Annotated in this window: 21 protein-coding genes; 13 read left to right on the top strand and 8 right to left on the bottom strand. The window is 70.0% G+C overall.

The window, feature by feature from the left end; all coding sequences use genetic code 11:
* From IZR01_RS22210 to mraY, 4 genes are all read left to right on the top strand, one after another.
* The coding region (locus IZR01_RS22210) for a peptidoglycan D,D-transpeptidase FtsI family protein (RefSeq protein WP_228559988.1) at nt 1-1854 on the top strand (1854 nt) is incomplete at its 5' end.
* A 161-nt stretch (nt 1855-2015) separates the two neighbouring features.
* Complete coding sequence (locus IZR01_RS22205) at nt 2016-3638, top strand: UDP-N-acetylmuramoyl-L-alanyl-D-glutamate--2,6-diaminopimelate ligase (RefSeq protein WP_323746289.1); 1623 nt, start codon at nt 2016-2018, stop codon at nt 3636-3638.
* Complete coding sequence (locus IZR01_RS22200; protein WP_323746290.1) at nt 3635-5203, top strand: UDP-N-acetylmuramoyl-tripeptide--D-alanyl-D-alanine ligase; 1569 nt, start codon at nt 3635-3637, stop codon at nt 5201-5203. Before IZR01_RS22205 ends, IZR01_RS22200 begins: the two co-directional genes overlap by 4 nt.
* Nucleotides 5204-5274: 71 nt before the next feature.
* Nucleotides 5275-6345 carry a phospho-N-acetylmuramoyl-pentapeptide-transferase gene (gene mraY, locus IZR01_RS22195; protein ID WP_194893937.1) on the top strand — a complete coding sequence of 357 codons (1071 nt, stop codon included), beginning with the start codon at nt 5275-5277 and terminating at the stop codon, nt 6343-6345.
* A 12-nt stretch (nt 6346-6357) separates the two neighbouring features.
* Here mraY and IZR01_RS22190 read toward each other — a convergent pair whose 3' ends face one another.
* From IZR01_RS22190 to IZR01_RS22180, 3 genes are all read right to left on the bottom strand, one after another.
* Complete coding sequence (locus tag IZR01_RS22190) at nt 6358-6924, bottom strand: hypothetical protein (protein ID WP_194893906.1); 567 nt, start codon at nt 6922-6924, stop codon at nt 6358-6360.
* A 678-nt stretch (nt 6925-7602) separates the two neighbouring features.
* Nucleotides 7603-7755, bottom strand: a complete 153-nt coding sequence (locus IZR01_RS22185) for a hypothetical protein (RefSeq protein WP_194893907.1) — start codon at nt 7753-7755, stop codon at nt 7603-7605.
* 15 nt (nt 7756-7770) lie between these two features.
* Nucleotides 7771-8982 (bottom strand): glycerate kinase family protein, encoded by a 1212-nt coding sequence (locus tag IZR01_RS22180; protein WP_194924969.1) that lies wholly within the window; start codon nt 8980-8982, stop codon nt 7771-7773.
* Between the two features lie 130 nt (nt 8983-9112).
* On the opposite strand from IZR01_RS22180, the gene nadA reads away from it, so the two are divergent.
* The 3 genes from nadA to IZR01_RS22165 all read left to right on the top strand — a co-directional run bounded on the left by nadA (nt 9113) and on the right by IZR01_RS22165 (nt 11941).
* Nucleotides 9113-10300, top strand: coding sequence for a quinolinate synthase NadA (nadA, locus tag IZR01_RS22175; RefSeq protein ID WP_194893909.1), 1188 nt, complete (start codon nt 9113-9115; stop codon nt 10298-10300).
* Nucleotides 10301-10444: 144 nt separating this feature from the next.
* Nucleotides 10445-10810, top strand: coding sequence for an iron-sulfur cluster insertion protein ErpA (gene erpA, locus IZR01_RS22170; RefSeq protein WP_194893910.1), 366 nt, complete (start codon nt 10445-10447; stop codon nt 10808-10810).
* Between the two features lie 141 nt (nt 10811-10951).
* Nucleotides 10952-11941 carry a carbohydrate kinase family protein gene (locus tag IZR01_RS22165; protein WP_194893911.1) on the top strand — a complete coding sequence of 330 codons (990 nt, stop codon included), beginning with the start codon at nt 10952-10954 and terminating at the stop codon, nt 11939-11941.
* A gap of 116 nt (nt 11942-12057) precedes the next feature.
* On the opposite strand, the gene IZR01_RS22160 is transcribed toward IZR01_RS22165, so the two are convergent.
* Nucleotides 12058-13191 (bottom strand): cysteine desulfurase family protein, encoded by a 1134-nt coding sequence (locus IZR01_RS22160; RefSeq protein WP_194924968.1) that lies wholly within the window; start codon nt 13189-13191, stop codon nt 12058-12060.
* A 346-nt stretch (nt 13192-13537) separates the two neighbouring features.
* Between IZR01_RS22160 and ctaC the strand changes: the two genes are divergently transcribed.
* Genes ctaC through IZR01_RS22145 form a run of 3 tightly spaced genes read left to right on the top strand, consistent with a single transcriptional unit; the run spans nt 13538 to nt 16655 of the window.
* Complete coding sequence (gene ctaC / locus IZR01_RS22155) at nt 13538-14485, top strand: aa3-type cytochrome oxidase subunit II (protein ID WP_228554474.1); 948 nt, start codon at nt 13538-13540, stop codon at nt 14483-14485.
* On the top strand, nt 14482-16239 hold the full coding sequence (gene ctaD, locus IZR01_RS22150; protein ID WP_194893913.1) for an aa3-type cytochrome oxidase subunit I: 1758 nt from the start codon (nt 14482-14484) through the stop codon (nt 16237-16239). Before ctaC ends, ctaD begins: the two co-directional genes overlap by 4 nt.
* Nucleotides 16236-16655: a cytochrome c oxidase subunit 4 gene (locus tag IZR01_RS22145; RefSeq protein WP_194893914.1), complete on the top strand. Its 420-nt coding sequence runs from the start codon at nt 16236-16238 to the stop codon at nt 16653-16655. The genes ctaD and IZR01_RS22145 overlap by 4 nt, the downstream gene beginning before the upstream one ends.
* Nucleotides 16656-16754: 99 nt before the next feature.
* Here the strand turns inward: IZR01_RS22145 and IZR01_RS22140 are convergent, their stop codons facing one another.
* Both IZR01_RS22140 and IZR01_RS22135 read right to left on the bottom strand, forming a co-directional pair.
* Entirely contained in the window at nt 16755-17021 is a 267-nt protein-coding gene (locus tag IZR01_RS22140; protein WP_194893915.1) for a hypothetical protein, read from the bottom strand.
* 58 nt (nt 17022-17079) lie between these two features.
* Nucleotides 17080-17373, bottom strand: coding sequence for a hypothetical protein (locus IZR01_RS22135; RefSeq protein WP_194893916.1), 294 nt, complete (start codon nt 17371-17373; stop codon nt 17080-17082).
* Between the two features lie 200 nt (nt 17374-17573).
* On the opposite strand from IZR01_RS22135, the gene IZR01_RS22130 reads away from it, so the two are divergent.
* The gene (locus IZR01_RS22130) at nt 17574-18923 is read left to right on the top strand and encodes a L,D-transpeptidase (protein WP_194893917.1); all 1350 of its coding nucleotides are present in this window, start codon (nt 17574-17576) and stop codon (nt 18921-18923) included.
* A gap of 130 nt (nt 18924-19053) precedes the next feature.
* A complete protein-coding gene (locus IZR01_RS22125; protein ID WP_194924967.1) occupies nt 19054-19683 on the top strand; it encodes a Uma2 family endonuclease in 630 nt (209 codons plus the stop codon).
* 80 nt (nt 19684-19763) lie between these two features.
* Here IZR01_RS22125 and trpD read toward each other — a convergent pair whose 3' ends face one another.
* A complete protein-coding gene (gene trpD, locus IZR01_RS22120) occupies nt 19764-20822 on the bottom strand; it encodes an anthranilate phosphoribosyltransferase (RefSeq protein ID WP_194924966.1) in 1059 nt (352 codons plus the stop codon).
* A gap of 96 nt (nt 20823-20918) precedes the next feature.
* Entirely contained in the window at nt 20919-21380 is a 462-nt protein-coding gene (locus IZR01_RS22115) for a DNA-binding transcriptional response regulator (protein WP_228554475.1), read from the bottom strand.
* 302 nt (nt 21381-21682) lie between these two features.
* Here IZR01_RS22115 and ctaE point away from each other — a divergent pair, with 302 nt between their 5' ends.
* Entirely contained in the window at nt 21683-22303 is a 621-nt protein-coding gene (gene ctaE, locus IZR01_RS22110; protein ID WP_194893920.1) for an aa3-type cytochrome oxidase subunit III, read from the top strand.
* Nucleotides 22304-22316: the final 13 nt, after the last annotated feature.

The raw sequence follows: 22316 nt of genomic DNA, 5'->3' as shown, positions 1-22316 counted from the left end.
CGTCAGCGCCCCCCCGGGCCGCGCACCCCGACCCTGCGCATGGGTTCCCCGCGCCGCCGGCTGCGCATCACCATGTTCGGCCTGCTCTTCACCTTCTCCCTGTTCGCCGGCCGGCTCTTCCAGCTCCAGGCGGTCGACGCCGGCGGCTACGCCAAGGCCGCCGAGACCACCCGGGAGGCGACCCTGCACGCCAGCCGGGGCGCGATACTGGCCGCCGACGGCACGCCGCTGGCCGTGTCCGTCGAGGCCTACGACGTCACCGCCGACCCGACCGTGGTCGCCCAGTACCACGAGGACGTCGGCGACCTCGCGTCCAAGCTGGCCGGGCTGCTCGCGGCGGCGCCGGAGTACGCGCAGGGCGGCGCGCCGAGCGTCGCGGACCTGCAGGCCGCGCTCACCAAGCCGAAGACCCGCTACGTCGTGCTGGCGCACAAGGCCTCGCCGGCCACCTGCGCGAAGATCCGGCAGCTCGCGGTGGCCAACACCAGCGACCCGAAGACCGTCGTCGGGGTCTACACCAACACCCGCGACGACCGGCGCACCTACCCCGGCGGCACGCTGGCGGCGAACCTCATCGGCTTCACCGACTCCGACGGGGTCGGCAAGGCCGGGATCGAGCAGATGGTGAACGACCGGCTGGCCGGCAAGGACGGCCAGGAGTCCTACCAGGCGGCGTCCGGGGTGGAGATCCCGACCACCGGCGTGAACATGAAGCCGGCGGTGGACGGGGACTCGGTGAAGACCACCATCGACCCGGACATCCAGTACGCCTCCGACCAGGCGCTGGCCAAGGAGGTGCAGTCGACCGGCTCGTCGTCCGGCACCGTGGTGGTGGAGGACGTGAAGACCGGCCAGATCCTGGCCCTGTCCAACTACCCGACCTTCGACCCGCGGCACATCACCACCGCCGACACCCCGAACCTGGGCAACCGGGCCTTCACCGACCCCTTCGAACCCGGGTCGGTGGCCAAGGTCATCACCATGTCCGCGGCCATCCAGACCGGTGTCGCCGAGCCGGACACCCAGCTGCCGCCCTTCACCTCGCCGATGCCCGTCGGGCGCTACGTCTTCAAGGACGACGTCGACCACGGCCCCTGGGACCTGACCATGACCGGGGTCCTGGCCGCGTCTTCCAACGTCGGCACCATCGAGGTCGCCAACCTGTTCCAGCCGCACGGCGTGGACCGCGACCAGACCCTGGGCAAGTACCAGCGGCTGTTCGGCTTCGGCCAGACCACCGGCATCGGCTTCCCCGGGGAGAGCGCCGGCATCCTGGACCCGCCGGACAAGTGGAGCGACACCGAGCGCTACACCGTGCTCTACGGCCAGGGCCTGGCCGCGACCGCCGTCCAGGACGCCTCGGTCTACCAGACCATCGCCAACGGCGGCGTGCGCATCGCCCCGAGCCTGGTCCAGGGCTGGACCGACCCCGCCGGCAAGTACACCCCGGCCCCGGCGCCGCAGCAGACGCCGGTGGTCAGCGCCGACACCGCGACGAAGGTCGCCGACATGCTGGAGGCGGTCACCACCTCGCAGCGCGGCACCGGCACCACGGCCCAGATCCCCGGCTACCGGGTGGCGGGCAAGACCGGCACCGCCAACCGGTACGACGAGAAGAAGGGCACCTACAACGGCTACACCGCCTCGTTCATCGGTTTCGCGCCGACCGACAAACCGTCGATCGTGGTCGCGGTGTCGTTGCAGGCCCCGGTCGGCGCGCACTTCGGCGCCGAGATCGCCGCGCCGGTGTTCCAGCAGGTCCTGTCGTTCGCGTTGCAGAGCCGCGGGGTGGCGCCGACCGGTACGCCGCCGGCCAACCTGCCGACGTCCTACGGCTCCAGTTCCGGTAACTGAGCGAAGACAAAGCCTTACATAAGGTAGTTGAGAAAGGGGTGTAACGGTTCCGAGTCCGTCCCGTCTCACCAGCCCGTTTGGCGGGCGGGTGCGGCGGACGCGAATATCTGCGGAGGAGCTGAACGCACGAGCGCGCTCCGCGAACCGGTAGCCTTCCGCACGTGCCCCACTTGACCGTCCCCGCCGATCCGACGACGCATCGGGAACCCATGACTTCCACGCCGCGCCCGAAGCACCTCCCGCAGCACAGCGTCCGCGCGTGCGCGCAGATCGTCGGCGCCGCCGTGGCGGATTCCACGGCCGCGACCGCCGAGGCCCTGGACACGACGGTCACCGGGATCTCGCACGACGCTCAGTCGATCCGGCCCGGCGACCTGCACATCGCCTGGCCCGGCGCGGCCCGGCACGGGGCCGAGTTCGCCCCCGGCGCCGTGGCCTCCGGGGCGGTCGCGGTCGTGACCGACGCCGCGGGCGCGGCGATGCTCGACGGTCTGCCGGCGCCGATCCTGGTGGTCCAGGACGTGCGCGGGGTGGCCGGGAAGCTCTCGGCGTACGTGTACGGCGAGCCCGCCACCCAGCTGGCGATGTACGGCGTCACCGGCACCAACGGCAAGACCACCACCAGCTACCTGATCGACGGCGGGCTGCGCCGGGCGGGGCTGCGGACCGGTGTGATCGGGACCGTGCAGATCCTGATCGGCGACCGGGTCGTGCCCTCGGTGCGCACCACCCCGGAGGCCCCGGACCTGCAGGCGATCCTGGCGACCGCCGTGGAAGAGGGCGTCGAGGCGGTCTCGATGGAGGTCTCCAGCCACGCGCTGGCCTATGGCCGCCCCGCCGGGATCCGCTTCAAGGCCGCGGCGTTCCTCAACCTGACGCAGGACCATCTGGACTTCCACGCCGACTTCGAGGACTACTTCGAGGCCAAGGCGAAGCTGTTCACCCCCGGTTACACCGAGCAGGCGGTCGTCGACGTCGACGACGAGCACGGCCGGACGATCGCCGAACGCTGTCGGGCCAACGGCGTGCCGGTGCACACTTTCTCCATCAAAGGGGTAGCGGCGGACTGGACCGCCGAGGACATCGTGCTGGGCGCCGACGCCTCGGCGTTCACCGTCGTCGGCCCGGACGGCGCGCGCCATCGGGCCTCGGCCGGGCTGCCCGGCGACTTCAACGTCGCCAACGCGCTGGCCGCGATCGTGCTGCTGGCGGTGACCGGGATCGAGCTGGAGACCGCCATCGCCGGGGTCGCCGACGTGCACGGCGTCCCGGGCCGCATGGAGCGGGTCCAGGTGCCCGGCCAGCAGTTCCTGGCGGTCGTCGACTACGCCCACACCCCCGACGCCGTCGAGACCGCGCTGACCGCGCTGCGCCCGGTCGCCGACCGCGGCCGCGGCCGGCTGCGCGTGGTGGTGGGCTGCGGCGGGGACCGCGACAAGACCAAACGGCCGATGATGGGCGCCGCCGCGGTGCGGCTCGCCGACGAGGCCGTGTTCACCGACGACAACCCGCGTACGGAGAGTTCAGCGGACATTCTCGCGGCCGTCACCGACGGCGCCGACGCCGAACTGGCCGGTGCCGTCCAGAATTACCGCGTGGTCGCCGACCGGGCCGAGGCGATCGCCTACGCGGTCGCCGCCAGCGGCCCCGGCGACGTGCTGATCGTCGCCGGCAAGGGACATGAGCAGGGGCAGGAGATCGCAGGAGTGAAGAAGCCGTTCGACGATCGGGTGGTGCTGCGCGCCGCTTTGGAAGCGGCCGGAAAGGACCGCGGCGAGCAGTGAGCCCCCATAATCTCGGCTGGATCGCGCACACCGTGGGCGGGACCCTGAGCGGCCCGCCCGGCGTCCCGCAGGACGAGCTCGCGGGGCTCGAGGTCACCGGCCCGGTGGTGTTCGACTCGCGGGACGCCGCGCCCGGAGCGCTGTTCGCGGCCTTCCCCGGCGCGTCCGCCGACGGCCACGAGTTCGTCCGGGACGCCCTGGCCCGAGGTGCGGTCGCGGTGCTCGCCGCCCCGGACGACGCCTACCGCGCGCCGTGGGCCGACCGCGGCACCGTCGCGACCGTCACGGTCGCCGACGGCGACCTGCTGCGCGCGCTGTCCGCGCTGGCCCGGGCCCATCTGGCGCTGCTGCCCCGGACCACGGTCATCGGCCTGACCGGCTCGGCCGGCAAGACCACCACCAAGGACCTGATCGGCCGGCTGGCTCGGGAGCTGGGCCCGACGGTGGCGCCCAAGGGCAGCTTCAACAACGAGCTCGGATTCCCGATCACGGCGCTGCGGACCGACGAGGACACCCGGTACCTGGTCGCCGAGATGGGTGCGCGCGGGATCGGGCACATCACCCACCTGACGACGATCGCGCCGCCGCGGATCGGCGTGGTGCTGAACGTCGGCAGCGCGCACCTCGGCGAGTTCGGCAGCGTCGAGGCCATCGCCGAGGCCAAGGGCGAACTGGTCGCGGCGGTCCCGGAGGCCGGGAGCTGCAACCCGGACCGGGACGGTGTCGCGATCCTCAACGCCGACGACCCTCGGGTGCGGGCCATGGCCGCGCGCACCAAGGGCCGCGTAGTCCTGTTCGGCGAGGCGTCGGACGCCGCGGTGCGCGCCGAGCAGGTGCAGATCGGCCCGGACGGCCGGGCCAGCTTCACCCTGATGTACCGCGACGGCGACGGACCGCAGCGGCATCCGGTCACGCTCCGGCTGGTCGGCGAGCACCAGGTGGCCAACGCCCTGGCAGCCGCCGCGACCGGCCTGGAGCTGGGCCTGAGCGGAGAGACGGTGGCCAAGGTGCTCTCGGCCGCCGAGCCGGACAGCAAGTGGCGGATGGCGATCGGGGAGTCGGCCGACGGCGTGACCATCGTCAACGACGCCTACAACGCCAACCCCGAATCGATGCGCGCGGCGCTGAAGACGCTGGCCACGATGACCCGCTCGCGCCCCGGCGCCCGCTCCTGGGCGGTCCTGGGCCCGATGGCCGAACTCGGCGCGGCCGCGGCGGTCGAGCACGACGCCATCGGCCGGCTGGCGGTGCGGCTGAACATCAGCCAGACCGTCGCGGTCGGGGTCGGGGCCGCAGCGATCCACAGCGGGGCGTCGATGGAAGGGTCCTACGACGGGGAGTCGGTGGCCGTGCCGGACGTGGACGCCGCGCTGGCGTTCGTCCGCTCCGGGGCCCGCCCCGGGGACGTGGTGCTGGTCAAGGCCTCGCGCTACATCGGCTTGGAGAGCTTGGCCGCCGCGCTGCTGGAACGCGCGGCGTCGGGGGACGGACACGGGGACTTCGATCTTGGCGCCGGGGACGGCGGCGCGCCCCAGGCGCGCGGTGCGGGAGGTGACGTCCGGTGAGCACGTTCGCGGCGGTCCACGCCGGGGTGGGCGCGGTGGTGCCGCACGCCGGTTCCGAAGGCGGCCTGCAAATGCGCGGGGTGCTGTACGCGGCCGGAATCGCGCTGTTCTTCTCGCTGATCGGCACCCCGATGGCGATCAAGACCCTGGCGCGCTACGGCTTCGGCCAGCCGATCCGCGAGGACGGCCCGACCACGCACCAGGCCAAACGCGGCACGCCGACCATGGGCGGCGTGGTGATCGTGCTGGCCACCGTGCTCGGCTACGGCTTCACCAAGCTGGCCACCATGCGCATGCCCACCGCCTCCGGGCTGCTGGTGCTGTTCCTGATGGTCGGGATGGGCGTCGTGGGCTTCACCGACGACTTCCTGAAGGTGTTCCGGCAGCGCAACCTGGGCCTGCGGGCCAAGGCGAAGATGATCGGGCAGTGGATCGTGGCGATCGTGTTCGCGATCCTGGCACTGCACTTCCCGAACGCCCTGGGCTTCAAGCCGGGCGACACGCACCTGTCCTTCGTCCGGAACATCTCGGCGGTGGACCTCGGCGCGGTGCTCTTCGTGATCTGGGCCGGCCTACTCATCGCCGGCACCTCCAACGGCGTGAACCTGACCGACGGCCTGGACGGCCTGGCCACCGGTTCCTGCGTGATGGTGTTCGCCTCCTACGTCCTGATCGGCGTGTGGCAGCACGGCGAGTCGTGCGCGACGCTGGGGACCGACGTCCAGGGCTGCTATCCGGTCCGAGATCCACTCGACCTGGCGATCGTCGCGGCAGCAGTGATGGGAGCCTGTTTCGGCTTCCTGTGGTGGAACACGTCCCCAGCCAAGATCTACATGGGCGACACCGGCTCCCTGGCCCTCGGCGGCGGCCTGGCCGGCCTGGCGATCTGCTCCCAGACCGAACTCCTGCTGGCCCTGCTCGGCGGCCTGTTCGTGATCATCACCCTGTCGGTGGTGATCCAGGTCGGCTACTTCAAGATCAGCGGCGGCAAACGAGTGTTCAAGATGGCCCCACTCCACCACCACTTCGAACTCGTCGGCTGGGCCGAGGTAACAGTGGTGGTCCGCTTCTGGATCATCTGCGGCCTGTTCTGCGGCCTGGGACTCGGCGCCTTCTACGCCGGCTGGATCACGGTCAAATAAGACCACGCACAGCTACCCGTGGACCGTCACCGACTTGGTGACGGTCCACACCGCGTCCCGGGTGGCACTGATGACGGCCGGGACGATGAAGTCGCAGGCGTCACGCGGGGCCCCTGGCACGATCGCCACACCGTGCGCGTCCACCAGGGCGACGATCGGATCGAGTTCGGCGATCGCCGGACAGAAGACCGGCTGGTCGCCGACGTGCTCGCGGACATGCGTGGTGCGATAGGCGGCCACCATGGCTTTCAGCGCACCCGGGTCCCGAACCTCGGACTGGGTCGCGGTCTCTGAACTGCTGTCGCCATACACACCACACCGCACGGCACGAACCGGAGTAAAGCCGGCCGGGATCGGCCCGCCGCGACCAATCCGGACAGGCGCCGAGCCCGTGGCACTCTCGAAGGCATTCCCCAAGGTGAGCGTGCACTCGGGCTTGACGTAGACCGGCGCCCCGGTCGGCATACGGGTCGCGACCGTCGCCCAGTGCCCGCCCGGATAGTCCGGGGCATACCGCACCCCGACCGCCATCCCGCCTACCGCCGCCACGCCCGCCGCACCGAGGGCTACCGGAACCATGAGCCTCATGGTGGTTCGACGCGGCGCGTGAGCTGGCGGTTCCCTGTCGGATTGCCAGCGTCTGGACCGGCGGCCGGACTCGCCGAGTCGCCGGTACCGCACCACTAGTTTTGTACTTCTCCGGTCGGTTTTCGGTTCGTTCCCCTCGGTCGCGTCGGCAGGGCTTTGCCTACAGTGCCGGTTCTCGGGAGTCAAGTTCGCGCTGTACGCAGCCGCCACCTGCACGCCTGACCGCAAGCGCGCGGACTTTACTCCCGGGGTTCGGCGCTGTACCCCTTGGGGCTGACGACGCGACCGAGGGGAACGAACCGCAACCACCTCACAAACCGCCGCCGCAGGGCCCTGACCCGGCCACCCTATGGAGCAGCGCCAGTTCCCCGAGGGAGCCGAGAGCCCCCGCCGGAGGCGCCGGCTCTTCACCATGGCTCTTGACCTTGATCTTGCTTGTGCTCTTGCCGTTGATCTTGCCCTTGTCCTGACTTGCCGGAGTGGAAGAGGCCTGAGGTGCGGCGGGGTTGTGAACGCGGGAACTGGCAGCCGACATGCCGACTCACCGACCCGAACCCCGAACCGGCACAACTATGACCGAAGGCCGTAAAAAGCCTTAAAACCCACAAGCCAGCCGCAACTCGCCTCGGGAACTTTTGGCCTCGGAAACTCTCGGCCTCGCCTCGGAAACTACTCCGCGCGAGCCATGGCCTCCTGCGCAGACCTGGCCTGCTCGGCGACCTCGTAAGCAGCCGCGAACCCGGCGGCGGCCAGCTCGCGCTTGCCCACCTCGACCACCCCGGCCAGCTCGCGCTTGCCCACCTCGACCAGCCCGGCCAGCACGATGCACGGCCGCCCCTACCCCCGAGACCAACTCCGAGCCACCCGCTCAGCCAGCGCCGTGAGATGGAACTCCGCGCGAGCCATCGCCTCCTGCGCAGACCCGGCCTGCTCGGCGACCTCGTAAGCAGCCGCGAACCCGGCGGCGGCCAACTCGCGCTTGCCCACCTCGACCAGTCCGGCCAGCACGATGCACGGCCGCCCCGATGCCTGCGCCGCCTCCGCGACGCCGGTCGGGACCTTGCCGCCCAGCGAGCTGTGGTCGAAGCGGCCCTCGCCGGTGATGACCAGGTCCGCGCCGGCGATCAGGTCGGCCAGGCCGGTCTCGGCGATGACGGTGCCGATGCCGGGGACGCGGTGGCCGCCCAGGAGCATCAGCCCGTAGCCGAGGCCGCCGCCCGCGCCGGCGCCGGGGGCGTCCAGGGTGCGGCGGATCGCGCCGGGTTCCTGGCCGATGGCGCCGGCGAGTTCGGCGAAGTGGGTGAGGGCGGCGTCGAGGCGCTGGACGTCGTCGTCGGTGGCGCCCTTCTGCGGGCCGAAGACTGCTGCCGCGCCGCGCAGGCCGAGTAGCGGGTTGTCGACGTCGCTGGCGATCACGATCTCGATGCCGGCCAGGCGGCGGCGGGGCTCGGTCAGGTCCAGGTCGTGCAGGCTCTTCAGGGCCCCGCCGCCGGCCCGCAGGACCTCGGCCGGTTCGGCGCCGAGGGCGGCCAGCAGACCGGCGCCGCCGTCGGTGGTGCTGGTGCCGCCGAGCCCGATGACCAGCCGCTTCGCGCCGTCGGCCAGGGCGGCGGCGATCAGCTCGCCGACGCCGTAGGTGGTCGCGGCCTTGGCGTCGCGCTGGTCGGCCGGGACCAGGTGCAGGCCGCAGGCTTCGGCTACTTCGATGTAGGCGGTGGCGCGCTTTTCGCCTGTCGACCCGTCTCCCGACCCGTCTCCCGACTTGTCTCCCGACCCGTCTGTCGACCCGCCCCCCGACTCGACCAGATACCGTCCGGTGACCTCGGTCCCCAGCGGCCCGGTGACCGTCGCCAGCTGCTCGGCGAAGCGGACCCGGCCCTGGAACGCGTCGCTCATCGAGTCGAGGAACCCCGGCCCCCCGTCCGACATCGGGACCCCGGTCACCTCATCCTCCGGCGAGCTCCGGAGCCAGCCGGCGGTGACGGCCCGCACGGCCTCCGGGGCGGTGAGCGTTCCGGCGAACTTGTCCATGGCGATGACGATGTGCACGCACCGGATGGTAATCGGTTTCCGCGGGCCGGCGTTGTGACGTCCACCACGGCGGTCCGGCGGCGCTTCTCGTCACACTGACATCAGGGTATGATCTATTAACGTCAGATAGACGAAAAGGGGTAACGGGATGACCACGACCACAGTTCCGGCGCCGGCCTTCCAGGAGCCGGCACCCACGCCGGTCAGCCTGCTCCTGCTCGGCCGCAGTGCCGACCCGCGCAGCGAGCGCGGCGTGGAGTGCCCAGGCGAGCTGCCCCAGGCCTCCGACCCCGACCTGGTGGCCCGCGCCGCGGCGGCCAAGGCCAAGCTGGGCGACCGGCTCTTCATCCTCGGCCACCACTACCAGCGCGACGAGGTCATCGGCTTCGCCGACGTCACCGGCGACAGCTTCAAACTGGCGCAGCAGGCGGCGGCCCGCCCCGAGGCCGAGTTCATCGTCTTCTGCGGCGTCCACTTCATGGCCGAGTCGGCGGACATCCTCACCACCGACGCCCAGCAGGTGATCCTGCCGGACCTGGCCGCCGGCTGTTCCATGGCCGACATGGCCACCGCCGAGCAGGTGGAGCGCTGCTGGGAGCGGCTTGCGGACCTGGGTATCGCTTCACAGGTGGTGCCGGTCTCGTATATGAACTCCTCGGCCGACATCAAGGCCTTCACCGGCCGCCACGGCGGCACGATCTGCACCTCCTCCAACGCCGAGCGCGCCCTGGAATGGGCCTTCGCCAAGGGCACGCAGGTCCTGTTCCTGCCCGACCAGCACCTCGGCCGCAACACCGCGGTCCGCGACCTGGGCCTGTCCCTGGACGACTGCGTGGTCTACAACCCCCACCGCCCCGACGGGGGCCTGACCGACGACCAGCTCCGCGACGCCAAGATGATCCTGTGGCGCGGCCACTGCTCCGTCCACGGCCGCTTCACCCCGGAGTGCGTCGACGAGGTGCGCGAGCGCGTCCCGGGCGTCAACGTCCTAGTCCACCCCGAGTGCCGGCACGAAGTGGTCGAGAAGGCCGACCACGTCGGCTCCACCGAGCGCATCATCGCCCTTCTGAACGAGGCGGAGCCGGGCAGCGCCTGGGCCATCGGCACGGAACTGAACCTGGTCAAGCGGCTGGCCGCCGAGCACCCGGACAAGCAGATCGTGTTCCTGGACAAGAGCGTCTGCTACTGCTCGACGATGAACCGCATCGACCTCCCGCACCTGGTCTGGACGCTGGAGGCGCTGGCCGAGGGCCGGGTGCCGAACGTGATCGAAGTGGACGCCGACACGGCGCACTTCGCCCGGGTGGCGCTGGAGCAGATGCTGGCGCTGCCGTAGGGGGACCTGCCCGGTGGGCCGGTTTCGCCCCTTCGGGACCTGTGCGACGATGGGGAAGGAATAGCTTCCGGCGGCGCGTGGTTCCCCCAGTTGTGCAGGCGCGCTCCACGGGGCGCCGGTGTGTCCAGATGAAGGAGTACGCATATGACCGTGCAGACGGAGACCTCGCAGGAGGCGACTGTCGCGCAGGGCCTCATCTTGTCCGCTGAGGCGGCCTCCAAGGTGAAGTCGCTGCTGGAGCAGGAGGGCCGCGACGACCTGTCGCTGCGCGTCGCCGTGCAGCCCGGTGGCTGCTCGGGTCTGCGCTATCAGCTCTACTTCGACGACCGCGCGCTCGACGGCGACGTCGTCGCCGAGTTCGACGGGGTGAACGTCGTCACCGACCGGATGTCCGCGCCGTACCTGGCCGGGGCGAAGGTGGACTTCGTCGACACCATCGAGAAGCAGGGCTTCACGATCGACAACCCGAACGCGGGTTCGTCGTGTGCCTGCGGCGACAGCTTCAGCTAGACAGATTCAACCCGCTGGGCCGCACACGATCTGTGTGAAGGCCGCGGCGGCGGTTATCACGGTGGGTGGGCCCGTTCGCGGGCCCACCCCTTTGCCGTGCCCGCGAGCCGAAAACCCTCCTCGAACAGAATCGAGTCCCCCGTGCGCGTCGCCGTCACCGGTTCTATCGCGACCGACCACCTGATGAGCTTCCCCGGCCGCTTCGCCGAGCAGCTGGTGGCCGAGCAGCTCCACACCGTTTCGTTGTCGTTCCTGGTCGACTCGCTGGAGATCCGGCGCGGCGGGGTGGCGCCGAACATCTGCTTCGGGATGGGCAAGCTGGGCCTGCGCCCGATCCTGGTCGGCAGCGCCGGCGAGGACTTCGGCGAGTACCGCTCCTGGCTGGAGCGCAACAACGTGGACTGCGACTCGGTCCGCATCAGCGAGCTGCTGCACACGGCCCGCTTCGTCTGCACCACGGACGCCGACCACAACCAGATCGCCTCCTTCTACACCGGCGCGATGGCCGAGGCCCGGCTGATCGAGATCGGCCCGATCGCCGCCCGGGTCGGCGGCCTGGACCTGGTGCTGATCGGGGCCGACGACCCCGAGGCGATGCTGCGGCACACCGAGGAGTGCCGGGAGCGCGGCATCCCGTTCGCCGCCGACCCCTCGCAGCAGCTGGCCCGGATGGCCGGGGAGGACATCAAGCGGCTGGTCGACGGCGCCCGGTACCTGTTCACCAACGAGTACGAGGCCGCGCTGATCGAGCAGAAGACCGGCTGGGACGCCGAGGAGATCCTGCGCCGGGTCGGCGCCCGGGTGGTCACGCTCGGCGCGCAGGGCGTGCGGATCACCCGGCGCACCGCGGACGGCGGCGTGGACGTGCTCGAAGTCGCCACCGCCAAGGAGGAGACGAAGGCCGACCCGACCGGCGTCGGCGACGCCTTCCGGGCCGGCTTCATCGCCGGTCTGTCCTGGGGCGCCGGCGAGGAGCTGGCGGCGCAGGTCGGCTGCCTGCTGGCCACGCTGGTGATCGAGACGGTCGGCCCGCAGGAGTACGACCTGCGGCGCGGTCGCTTCCTGGAGCGGTTCGCGGTGGCCTACGGCGACGACGCGGCCGGCGAGGTCGCCCGGAGCCTGACGGCCTGAGCGCCTGACGGCCTGAGCGCCTGCCGGCCTGACCGCCTGACCGCCTGAGCCCGGCGATCTGGCCCTTGCGGTCTGAGGTCCTTGGCCTGAGCCCCCTCAACCGCGGCGAGCCGCGCTCAGCGCAGCTTCTCCAACACGCCGGGCAGCACGGCGAGGAAGCGTTCCACATCTTCCTCCGCCGTGCCGAACGGCAGCGACACCCGCACGTTCCCCCGATCCGCGGCGCCCATGGCGACCAGCACGTGGCTCGGGGTGACGGTGTCAGAGGTGCACGCCGACCCCGACGACACCTCGAACCCCGCCTCGTCCAGATCCAGCACCAGCGCCTCGGCGTTCACCGCCGGGCAGGAGAAGGCGACGAGGTTCGGCAGCCGCTCGTCAGGGTCGCCGAACACGTCGATGTCGTCGGCGACGCTCGGCAGCGCCGCCCGCAGCCGGTCGGTCAGGGCCCACAGCCGTACCGCCTCGGCCTGGCGTTCCTGCTCCCGCGCCACCAGCGCGGCGGCGGCCGCGACGATGCCGGGCAGGTTCACCGCGCCGGGGACGCGGCCGTCTTCGTGTTCGTCGATGGCCCACGTCGGCGCGAAGCGCGTCCCCTTGCGCACGGCGAGGATCCCGACCCCGGCCGGACCGCCCCACTTGTGAGACGAAGCACACAGCACCGACCACTCCGGCGGCACCGGCAGCCGGCCGACCACCTGGGCGGCGTCCACCAGCAGCGGCACCCCGGCCGCACTTGCGGCTTCGAAGACCGGGGCCAGCGGCTGGACCGTGCCGACCTCGTGATTGGCGGCTTGCAAGCAGGCCAGGGCCGTTCCGGGCACCTCCAGCTCGCGCGCGAAGGCCTCGACGTCCACCCGGCCCAGCCGGTCCACGCCGACCATTGCCACGGTGTCGTGCCGCTCGGCGTCGGTCCGCTCGGCGGCGTGCAGCTCCGCCGCGTGCAACACCGCGGAGTGCTCGACCGCTGACACCACCAGCCGGTCCCCGACCCGCCGCCGCCCGGCCAGGACCCCGGCGACCCCGTAGTGGATCGCGGCCGTCCCCGAAGCGGTGAACGTCACTTCCCGGGCCCGGCATCCGAGCACGTCGGCGACCGCGGCCCGGGACTGGTCCAGCAGCAGCCGGGCCTGGCGTCCGGCCCGGTAGAGCCGGGCGGGGTCGGCCCAGCCCTCGTCGAAGGCCGCCAGCAGCGCGGCGCGGGCGGCCGGGTGCGGGGGTTCGGCGGAGGCGGCGTCGAAATGAGTCACGGCCTTGACGATACGGACCCTGCGCCGTCACGCGCCGTACCCGACCGGCACCCGGCCCGCCGCCGATCCGTCACCGAACCACCACCGGCTCGCCCCCGAACCACCGGCACAACACTGTTGTCCTCATCAGATCAACGCCGTCAGTTCGGCCGGAAGTGTGACCCCCGACCCCGCCACACGCGTTAACCGGGACCTCCGCGCAAGAGGCAATTGGGGCTGGAGTAGGGTTTGGCCGCGAGAGAGAAGACACCGCCCCTGGCAGGGCCGTGACGTGCGGGCACACCGGGTGCGATCCCGGGGTCCGCCGCGTGCCTGCCGTCAAGGCTTGAACCTCGGGAAGGCAACCTTGAGTCCACACGGCTCCGACCCGTCGCCGCAGCGCACACCCCCGGCGCGGCGATCGCGGCGCGGCAAGCTCGGCGTGCTCGCCGTGGCCGGGCTGGTCGCCATGACCGCGACCGGCTGCGACAGCGGGCAATTTAAGCGGCTGGGAGTTCCCGCTCCGGCCACCAAGGAAGCGCCGATCATCCTGCACCTGTGGCAGGGTTCGTGGATCGCCGCCCTGGCCGTCGGGGCCCTGGTGTGGGGCCTGATCCTGTGGTGCGTCATCTTCTACCGGCGCAAGCGCACCGGCATCGAGATCCCGGCGCAGACCCGCTACAACGTGCCGATCGAAGTGCTGTTCACGGTCGTCCCGTTCATCATGATCGCGGTGTTGTTCTTCTTCACCGCCAAGGACGAGTCCAAGCTGCTGGAACTGCACAAGAACCCCGACGTGAAGGTGAACGTCGTGGGCCGGCAGTGGTCCTGGTCGTGGAACTACAACTACGACGCGGTCACCCAGCAGGACACCCCCGGCCAGCTGGCGGTCTACGACGCCGGCACGCCCGCCGAACTGCCGGTGCTGTGGCTGCCGGTGAACGAGCGGGTGCGCTTCACGCTGACCTCCACCGACGTCATCCACTCCTTCTGGGTGCCGAACTTCTTGTTCAAGCTGGACGTCGTGCCCGGCCGGATCAACGAGTTCGAGCTCACCCCGAGCAAGGAGGGCACGTTCATCGGCCGCTGTGCCGAACTGTGCGGCGTCGACCACTCCCGGATGCTGTTCTACGTCAAGGTCGTCTCCGCGGCCGACTACCAGCAGCACCTGAAGGACCTGGCGAACAAGATCGACCCGGTGACCGGCAAGGGCCAGACGGGCCAGCTGCCGGTGGGCTACAACACCAACGGCGTGCCGTTGCGGGTCGGCCCGCTGACCGGCGTCGGCAACGACTCCACAGGGAAAGAAAAGTGACGGCCATCAGTGAACCGCGCGCAGTGAGCGCGCCGTACGAGCGCCGTGAGCCCGGCAACATCGTGGTGAAGTGGCTGACGTCCACCGACCACAAGGTGATCGGGTACATGTACCTCATCACGTCGTTCTGCTTCTTCGGCATCGGCGGTCTGCTGGCCCTGCTGATGCGCGCCGAGCTGGCGCGCCCGGGTCTTCAGTTCCTGACCACGGAGCAGTTCAACCAGGCGTTCACCATGCACGGCACGATCATGCTGCTGATGTTCGCCACCCCGCTGTTCATCGGGTTCGCCAACGTCATCGTGCCGCTGCAGATCGGCGCCCCGGACGTGGCCTTCCCGCGGCTGAACATGTTCGCCTACTGGCTGTTCCTGTTCGGCTCGGTGATCGCCGTCGGCGGGTTCCTCACCCCGCAGGGCGCCGCGGACTTCGGCTGGTTCGCCTACTCGCCGCTGACCGACGCGGTCCACTCCCCGGGCATCGGCGCGGACATGTGGATCATGGGTCTGGCGCTGTCCGGCTTCGGCACCATCCTCGGTGGCGTCAACTTCATCACCACCATCATCTGCATGCGCGCACCGGGCATGACGATGTTCCGGATGCCGATCTTCACCTGGAACATCCTGCTGACCGCGGTGCTGGTCCTGATGGCGTTCCCGGTGCTGGCCGCCGCGCTGTTCGCGCTGGAGGTAGATCGCCGGCTCGGCGCGCAGATCTTCGAGGCGGACAACGGCGGGGCATTGCTGTGGCAACACCTCTTCTGGTTCTTCGGACATCCAGAGGTGTATATCGTCGCCTTGCCATTCTTCGGGATCATCACCGAGGTGATCCCGGTCTTCAGCCGCAAGCCGATCTTCGGTTACAACACGCTGGTGATGGCGACGCTGTCGATCTCCGGCCTGTCGGTGACGGTGTGGGCGCACCACATGTTCACCACCGGCGCGGTGATGCTGCCGTTCTTCGCCTTCATGTCGTACCTGATCGCGGTGCCCACCGGCATCAAGTTCTTCGACTGGATCGGCACCATGTGGCGCGGCTCGCTGAGCTTCGACACGCCGATGCTGTGGTCGGTGGGCTTCCTGGTGACGTTCCTGTTCGGCGGTCTGACCGGCGTGCTGCTGGCCTCCCCGCCGATCGACTTCCACGTGCAGGACTCGTACTTCGTGGTCGCGCACTTCCACTACGTGCTGTTCGGCACCGTGGTGTTCGCGATGAACGCCGGGTTCTACTTCTGGTGGCCGAAGTTCACCGGCAAGATGCTGGACGAGCGGCTGGGCAAGATCCACTTCTGGATCCTGTTCATCGGCTTCCACACCACCTTCCTGGTGCAGCACTGGCTCGGCGCCGAGGGCATGCCCCGCCGGTACGCGGACTACTTGTCCAGCGACGGGTTCACGACGTTGAACACGATCTCCTCGATCGGTTCGTTCGTCCTGGGAGCCTCGACCCTGCCTTTCTTGTACAACGTGTACATCACGGCCAAACGCGGCAAGAAGGTCACGGTGGACGACCCGTGGGGCTACGGCCGCTCCCTGGAGTGGGCCACGTCCTGTCCGCCACCGCGGCACAACTTCACCTCGCTGCCGCGCATCCGCTCCGAGTCCCCGGCCTTCGACCTGCACCACCCCGAGGTCGCGGCCCTGGATCTGGGGCACGGCAAGAAGAAGGTCGCGGTCGGCGCGCCGGCCAAGGCCAAGCCGCGGCCGGAGCCGCAGTCGGAGCCGTCGGCGACTGAGGACGAGGACGGTGCCAAGTGAAGGTCGAAGCCAAGCTCTTCGGGTTCGTCGCCATCTTCCTGATGATCGACATCCCGGTCTACTGGCTGCTGTCCAAGGACACGGTCGGCACCACCGCCCTGTCCATGGCCTTCGGCCTGTGCGCGCTGGTGTGGTTCTACCTGTACTTCACCGCGATCCGCATCGGGCCGCGTCCGGAGGACCGCGACGACGCGGAGATCTCGGAGATGGCCGGCGAGCTGGGCTTCTTCGCCCCGCATTCGTGGTGGCCGCTGTACACCGCGGGCTCGGCGGCGATCGCCTTCATGGGGATCATCTTCGGCTGGTGGCTGCTGCTGGTGGCGGTGCCGTTCGGGGCCTACTCCGTGATCGGGCTCGTGTTCGAGTACTACCGGCGGGAGAACAACCGGTACGGCGAGGTCGGCGGCGAGCACTGACGCCGTAGCGCGAACTGTTTGAGGAGCTGGGCCTCGGAGTGATCCGGGGCCCAGCTCCTTTTGCTCTGAGTCTTTTGCTGCACCCCCGCGTCCGCGCGGTCAGGAATGGCCCACGAGGACTTCCAGGATCGCGACCTCTTCGAGCTTGTCGTCCACGACGTAGGCGACGCGCAGGGTCGGGCCGATGTCGAGGGTGTACCAGGTCTGGGCGTCGGTGCTCATCCACGGATCGCCGATCAGGTGCGGGTTGCGGCCCAGGCCGATGGCCACGTGGCCGACGACGTAGCCGATGTCCGCCTCGGGGAGCAGGGCGACCTGCGTCATCGCGTGCTCGCCGAAGACGACCGTGTACGGGGTCGAGGTCATGTCGTCGCGGTCACCTAGTCGAGATCACGTAGCCGAGATCACGTAGCCGAGGTCACGGTCACAGGGCCACGCCGAGGCGGGCGGCGACCTCCCCGAGCGGCACCGTCGGACCGGCGGCTCCCTGGGCGCGCAGCTTGACGTGCTCGGCCAGGGCCGGCGAGGCCCGGGACGCCGCCACGTTCCACCACCTGCGGAACACCTGGAAGACGTCGCCGTTCTCCAACTGCTCGCAGAGTCTGGCCTTCTCGTCGTCGGTGAGATGTGCGCGGACGGCGGCCAGGGTGTGGGGGAGCTCCAGCGTCGTGAGCCGGGGCGTGGTGCGCGGGGCGGCGTCGGACGGTTGAGCGCTCATGATGCCCACACTACGGCGGCTCGGGATCGGCGTCAGCAGCTTGACCGAGATGTCGGATTCAGTCTCTTTCGGGGTGGGTCGGCGGCCTTTCGGGTCACGAGACGGCGATTACTTGAGATCATGTGCAACGTGGGGGCCTCTAACGGCGTCTATCCAGATGTAAGCAGTGCGGTAAGGGTTGAAGTGACTGGGAGGGTCTTGTGGCACACCACCTCGGGCAGGGTGTTTCCGCGGACGGACGGCGCCGATGGCGTCGGGCGGGGCAGCTGACGGCGGCCGCCGCGGCGGTGGCGCTGATGACGTCGGCGTGCGGCGGCGGTTCGTCGAGCTCCAAGGACGCCGTGGCGCCGGTCGGGGACGGGCAGACGGCCTCGTCCGGCGCGGCCGGGGCTTCCGGCGGCGCGAACGGCGGCGCAGGAGCCGGCACCACCCCCGGCGGCGCGACCTCCTCCTCCGCGCAGCCGCTGGCGCTCTCGGCCAGCCCGGCGGACGGCGCCAAGGGCGTCGATCCGGCCAAGGGCATCCAGATCAACGCGGCCGGCGGCAAGCTGGAAAGCGTGACCGCCACCGACGCCTCGGGTAAGGCTGTGAACGGTGCTCTGGCCGCTGACGGGGCCTCCTGGGCGTCCACCGGGCTGTTGGCGATCTCCAGTAGCTACACGGTCGTGGCGAAGGCTAAGGACGCCTCTGGGGCGGAGAAGACGAGTACGTCCAAATTCACGACGCTGACCCCGGACAAGCGCCTCGGCCTGTCCCACTACGCCCCGGACGACGGCACCACGGTCGGCGTCGGGCAGCCGATCGCGGTCTACTTCACCAACCCGCCGAACGTGAAGGACCGGGCCGCGGTCGAGAAGGCGATGACCGTCACCACCTCCCCGCACGTGGACGGCGCCTGGAACTGGCGCAGCGCCACGGAGGCGGACTGGCGCCCGCAGAGCTACTGGCAGTCCGGCACCAAGGTGCAGGTGCACCTGGGGCTGAACGGCGTGAAGGCCGGCGACGTCACCTACGGCTCGTTCACCAAGGACTTCGGCTTCACCATCGGCGACGCGGTGATCAGCACCGTGGACCTGGTGAAGGACCAGATGACGGTGACCAAGAACGGCAAGGTCCTGCGCACCATCCCGGTCAGCGCCGGCGAGGTCCCCAAGCACCCGACCTGGAGCGGCAAGATGGTGGTCCTGGAGAAGGACGCCACCTTGCAGATGACCTCCTCCTCAGTGAACTTCACCGACGCCTCGGACTTCTACGACCTCAAGGTCCAGTCCGCCGTCAAGATCACCGACTCCGGCACCTTCCTGCACGCCGCCCCCTGGAACGACGGCAAGTTCGGCCGCGTGAACAGCAGCCACGGCTGCATCGGCATGGGCCTGGACGACGCCAACTGGTTCTTCAGCACCGTGAAGCTGGGCGACGTGGTGGACGTGCTGAAGTCGGCGAACACCAAGCCGAACGTCACCGCCAACCCCAACCCCGGCTTCGACGACTGGAACCTGAGCTGGAGCCAGTGGCTGGCCGGCTCCGCGGCCGGAGTGCAGGGGCAGTAGTCGCCGATTGTCATCGACTGGCCACGCTCTGTCGGAGGGCGTGGCCAGCCTTTGGGGCATGAGCCACGAACCACCGGTCGAGCCTGCCGAGCTCGCAGTGTCCCCACAGCTCTGGGCTGCCTTCGAGCTGGTGGAGAAGGCCGGTCTGCTGGACGCTGTCACCTGCGAGATGTGGAAGCACACTCCAGAGGACTTCTGCCGCGACCACGAGCTCGACAGAGGCCGCTTGATCTTGCGGCAGTCGGGAAGCCCCGGGCATCTGAGTGCGTCGCTCGGGCTGGCGAGGGCACTCACGATGGCAGCCAGGCGAGCGGTTCAGGACGGCGCCCTTCCTTGCCTGAGAGTGGCCCAGGCCCTCGACACCCGGCTTTGGGAGGTTCCGCGTTCGACGGTGCGCCGGCCGGACGTGCTGGTCTACCGCTGCCTGGAACCTGGGGCGGAACTATGGGCGAGAGATGTGGTGCCGGCGGTCGAGATCGTCTCACCGGCCAGTCGAGCCACCGAAACCGGACACGACAACCCCGAAGCGGGCTTCGAATCGAAGATGTCCCAGTACGCGCGGGCCGGGATCGGGCATTACTGGATCGTGCGGCTTCGGCCCGACGAATCGGCGGTCGAGTCGATCGAACAGTGGCGCCTGGTGGAAGACCTGGCCCGCTACACACTCGCAGCCGCGTGGACTGCCGGCGTCAGCCGGGATGCCGTCTACACCGAGTGGCCTTTCCGGATCAGCCTCACCTGGGCCGACCTCGAGTTCTGATAAATCACCCGAAAGCGGCAATCCGGTTACCGCGCGCCCCGCCGACCCGCCGAGCCGACGTCTCCGCCAGCCGCCAGCTGCTACCGCTCCCTGATCAACCGCTCCGAAACCTCGACCCACTTCTCGAGCACCCGCTCCGCGGCTCCCGAGTCGATGGCCTCGGCGGCCTTGTCCAGCCCGGCCGCCAGCCGTGCCGTCACCGGTTCGCGCGTGGGCTCCAGGGCCGCCAGGGCCGCGGCGGACGACAGCAGGACCGCGTCCCGGACCGCGCCTTGTTCGCCGGCTAGGAGGCGGCGGGCCACGGCCGCGTTGAATTCCGGGTCGGCGCCGCGCAGGGCGCTGATGGGGGAGTAGGCGATGCCGACGTCGCGGGGGTCGAAGACCTCGCGGCGGACTTCGCCTTCGCTGGCCGTCCAGATGGTGGTGGTGGTCGCGACGGAGATCTCGTCCAGGCCGTCGTCGCCGCGGAAGACCAGGGCCTCTACGCCGCGGCGGGCGAAGACGCCGGCCACGATCGGGGCCATGCGCTCGTCGAAGACGCCGACGGCTGCCGCGCGGGGGCGGGCCGGGTTGGTGAGCGGGCCGAGGAAGTTGAAGAAGGTCGGGATCGCCAGTTCTTTGCGGGGGACGCCGGCGTGGCGCAGGGAGGCGTGGAAGACCGGGGCGAAGCAGAAGGTGATGCCTGCTTCCTTGGCGACCTGGGCGACCGCCTCGGGGGCCAGGTCCAGGCGGACGCCGAGGCGTTCCAGGACGTCCGCGGCGCCGGAGGAGGACGAGGCCGCGCGGTTGCCGTGCTTGACCACCGTGGCGCCGGCTCCGGCCACGACGACGGCCGACATGGTGGAGATGTTCACGGTGTGCGCCCGGTCGCCGCCGGTGCCGACGATGTCCACGGTCGCGCCGGGGACGTCGATGAGCAGGGCGTGCGAGTACATCGAACGGACGAAGCCCTCGATCTCGTCGACCGTCTCGCCCTTGGCCCGCAGCGCCACCGCCAGCCCGGCGACCTGGGCCGGGGTGGCCTCGCCGGTCATCACGCGGTCCATGGCCCAGGCCGCGTCGTCGACCGACAGGTCGGTGCGGCGCAGAACCGCCGACAGGAGCTCGGGCCAGGTGCGCTGCACGGGCTGCTCGGTCATCGGCGGTTCGCCTCCGCTTCTACGGAACGCTCAAAGGGGTGAATCTCTATAGAGGAGTCATCAGAGGAGCGTCTGCGGCCCCGCTACAGGGAGACCCTACGCGGCGACCCGCTTGGCGAGCCGGGCCCGGACCAACTCCGCGACCGAGTCTGCCAGCGCGACCGGGTCGATCGGGTGCGGCGTCCACGCCTCGGCCCGGGACCAGGTGGCCAGCCAGCCGTCCTGCGGCCGCCCGGTGAGGACCAGGACCGGGGGGCACCGGTAGATCTCGTCCTTGAGCTGCCGGCACACGCCCATGCCGCCGGCCGGGGTCGCCTCGCCGTCCAGGATCAGGATGTCGAAGCCGCCCTTGTCGACGGCGTTCACCACGGCGAGCGGGGTCGCGTACTCGTGGGTCTTGATCGGCGGCAGGTCCGGCGCCACGCGGCGGCCGAGGGCCAGCACGACCTTCTCCCGGGTGGTGGAGTCGTCGCTATAGATGAGGACTTTGATGGCGGTCTCGCTGGCACTCCCAGCGTTGCCTTGCACCCCTTGTTGTCCCATGTTCGGAGCGTTCATGGGGTGGAGCTTACTCGGCGTGCTTGCCCGGCTTCCAGACGGTCAGGCCGTCGATCTTCGCGCTCGGCCCGGGGCGGATGTTCGCGCTCGGCCCGGGGGGAGGAGTACGGCGAGCACAGGGAGTGCGGAGTGGGGAGCACGGGGAGTGCGGAGTGGGGAGTACGGAGAGTGCGGAGTGTGCTCGGAACCTTCCGGGAACTGCTTGATCCGGACCTTCGTTAACTCGATCGGCCCCATACACACAGGACACTGGTTCCTTAATACCCACCCCCGGCGCGGAGCCGCCATGGGGTGACGACATAATGGCGGCCGTGGCGACAGCAACTGCAACTACTCAAGCGGGGCAGGCCCACCGCCTGCCCAACCGGCCGAACCTGGTCAGCGTCGGAACGATCGTCTGGCTGAGCTCGGAACTGATGTTCTTCGCGGCGCTGTTCGCGATGTACTTCACGATCCGCTCAGTGCACGGGTCGCAGTACTTCGTGGAGCAGGCCAAGCACCTGAACATGTCCCTGGCCGTGCCGAACACCACCATCCTGGTGCTGTCCTCGGTGACCTGCCAGATGGGCGTGTTCGCGGCCGAGCGTGGGGACGTGCGGAAGCTGCGGGCCTGGTTCATCCTGACGTTCATCATGGGCGCGGTCTTCGTCTCCGGGCAGATCTGGGAGTACTCGGCCCTGGTCAAGGAGAACCTGACGATCGGCGCCAACGCCTGGACGTCCGTGTTCTACCTCACCACCGGGTTCCACGGGCTGCACGTCACCGGCGGCTTGCTCGCGTTCCTGTTGGTGCTGGGGCGGACCTATCTCGCCAAGCGCTTCACCCACGACCAGGCCACCTCCGCGATCGTCGTGTCCTACTACTGGCACTTCGTCGACGTGGTGTGGATCGGCCTGTTCTTCGTCATCTACATCATGAAGTAAGTCGGATCAGTGG

Origin of the sequence: Catenulispora pinisilvae (assembly GCF_015356865.1) — a bacterium.
GTDB classification, from domain to species: Bacteria; Actinomycetota; Actinomycetes; order Streptomycetales; family Catenulisporaceae; genus Catenulispora; species Catenulispora pinisilvae.
This window is presented reverse-complemented; position numbering and strand designations above follow the sequence as displayed.